General features: G+C 70.7%; 2 protein-coding genes. One reads left to right on the forward strand and one right to left on the reverse strand.

Annotated elements, in window-relative coordinates; all coding sequences use genetic code 11:
* Positions 1-95: 95 nt before the first annotated feature.
* Entirely contained in the window at positions 96-620 is a 525-nt protein-coding gene (locus ACFV6V_RS15535; protein WP_361280457.1) for a DUF4245 domain-containing protein, read from the reverse strand.
* A gap of 126 nt (positions 621-746) precedes the next feature.
* Between ACFV6V_RS15535 and glpX the strand changes: the two genes are divergently transcribed.
* Positions 747-1778 (forward strand): class II fructose-bisphosphatase, encoded by a 1032-nt coding sequence (gene glpX / locus ACFV6V_RS15540; protein ID WP_361280456.1) that lies wholly within the window; start codon positions 747-749, stop codon positions 1776-1778.
* The last annotated feature ends 144 nt before the right edge of the window (positions 1779-1922 follow it).

Below are 1922 nucleotides of genomic sequence, written 5' to 3' on the forward strand. Positions count from 1 at the left end.
ACCCGGTTCCGGGTGCGGCGCCTCGCCGTAGGTGCTGCGGCCTCACCGTACGTCGCAACCCCGCCGCAGGGTGCGCCGGTCACCGGCGCCGCGCGTCAGGGCTTCCTGGACTCCAGCGCCGCCGCCATCTCGGCGAGCCGCTCGAACGACGCCGTCCCCGTGACGACGGTCGTAGCCCCCTTCTCGCCGGTCCGTACGAGCGCGTCGTACTTGGGGCCCTCCCAGCGTTCCCAGGCCACCCCGGCCACCTGCTGGGTGCGGTCGGTCTTCCGGGCCCGCTGGGTCACGCTCGGGATGTACTTGCCGGACGGGGCGGTGGACTGCTCGACCGCGACATAGCGCCCGTCCGGGTCGAGGAACCCGAGATGCCAGCGGTCGTCGCTCTGCCGCTTGTACGAGACCGAAGTCGCCTTCCAGCCCTCCAGCCCTGCGGGCGCCACCACCGGGTAGGGCGCGGCGCGCTGCGCCGTCAGCAGCTCGACGCGGTAGTCGACCGCCTTGACCGGATCCCCGCTGTCGTCGTGCGGGACGAAGAGATAGACCACGAAGGCGGCGCCCAGAACCACCGCCAGCGACTGGATCATTCCCCGTACCGTCTGCTTGCCTCGCATACCTGCCACGGCACTATGGTCGCATCAAGGTTGAGCGCTCAAACGTGGGCCCCACTGCTCATTTTGTCGACGTACCGATAGAGTCACATCACCCTCGCTTTTTCCGGCCGTCGTCGTACAGGAAGGTGCGCTCCGATGACCGAGCACAATCTCCCGTCCCAGCTAGAGGTCTCCCCCGAGGCTCCCGACCGCAACCTCGCCCTGGAGCTCGTCCGGGTCACCGAGGCCGCCGCCATGGCCGCCGGCCGCTGGGTGGGCCGGGGTGACAAGAACGGCGCCGACGGCGCGGCCGTCAAGGCCATGCGGACCCTTGTGCACACGGTGTCCATGAACGGGATCGTCGTGATCGGGGAGGGCGAGAAGGACGAAGCCCCGATGCTCTTCAACGGAGAGCGCATCGGCGACGGGACCGGCGCGGAGTGCGACATCGCCGTGGACCCCATCGACGGCACGACCCTCACCGCCAAGGGCATGCCCAACGCGATCGCGGTGCTCGCCGCCGCGGACCGGGGCACCATGTTCGACCCGTCCGCCGTGTTCTACATGGACAAGCTGGTCACCGGACCCGAGGCCGCCGACTTCGTCGACATCAACGCCCCGGTCGCCGTGAACATCCGCCGGGTCGCCAAGGCCAAGAACTCCTCCCCCGAGGACGTCACCGTCGTCATCCTCGACCGGCCCCGCCACGAGGGCATCGTCAAGGAGATCCGGGAGACCGGCGCACGGATCAAGTTCATCTCGGACGGCGATGTCGCGGGCGCGATCATGGCTGTGCGGGATGGCACCGGTGTCGACATGCTGATGGGCATCGGCGGCACTCCGGAAGGCATCATCGCCGCCTGTGCCATCAGGTGCCTCGGCGGCACGATCCAGGGCAAGCTGTGGCCGAAGGACGAGGAGGAGCGGCAGCGCGCCATCGACGCCGGTCACGACCTCGACCGGGTTCTCTACACGAATGACCTGGTCAGCGGGGACAACGTGTTCTTCGTCGCCACCGGCATCACCGACGGCGAGCTGCTGCGTGGTGTGCGCTACCGCGCGGAGACCGCGACCACGCAGTCGCTGGTGATGCGGTCCAAGTCCGGCACGATCCGGCAGATCGACTCGTGGCACCGGCTGTCGAAGCTGCGCGCGTACAGCGCCGTCGACTTCGACCGCGCCCAGTAGGGGCCCCAGCCCGGGAAGGGGCGTGGGCCCCCCCCCCCCCACCGGGGGGGGGGCCGCCCCGGCCCCCCCCCCCCCCCGGCGCGGGCGGCGGCCCACCCCGGGGGGGCCCCGCCGGGGGGGCGGGGGGAGAGACATGGGACACCC

Origin of the sequence: Streptomyces sp. NPDC059828, from assembly GCF_042731955.1 — a bacterium.
Classification (GTDB): Bacteria; Actinomycetota; Actinomycetes; order Streptomycetales; family Streptomycetaceae; genus Streptomyces.